Origin of the sequence: Tritonibacter sp. SIMBA_163, from assembly GCF_046535935.1 — a bacterium.
GTDB lineage: Bacteria > Pseudomonadota > Alphaproteobacteria > Rhodobacterales > Rhodobacteraceae > Epibacterium > Epibacterium scottomollicae.
Genome location: NZ_JAWJBP010001151.1, coordinates 1 through 242 on the forward strand (window position 1 = coordinate 1; position 242 = coordinate 242).

General features: G+C 59.9%; 1 protein-coding gene. It reads right to left on the reverse strand.

Going from position 1 to position 242, the window contains the following annotated elements; genetic code table 11:
• Positions 1-242: ATP-binding cassette domain-containing protein (locus R0J92_RS25930; RefSeq protein WP_411053803.1), on the reverse strand; the 242-nt coding region annotated here is incomplete at both ends.

Sequence of the window (242 nt, forward strand, 5' to 3'; positions counted from 1 at the left end):
CCGAATGGTTTTGCGCGGGTTGAGGCTGCTGATCGGGTCCTGAAAGACATATTGTATCTTCTGCCAAAAGGTGGCCGGGTCCGCGTTATCAAGCGGTGCTCCGTCGATCTCAATCTGGCAGGTGGTGGGCGGCAGCAAGCCCACCAGCATCCGCGCCAGTGTGGATTTTCCACAACCTGACTCCACTACGATGCCGAGGGTTTCGCCCTTGTCCACCGTCAGCGACAGCGGCTGCACCGCCT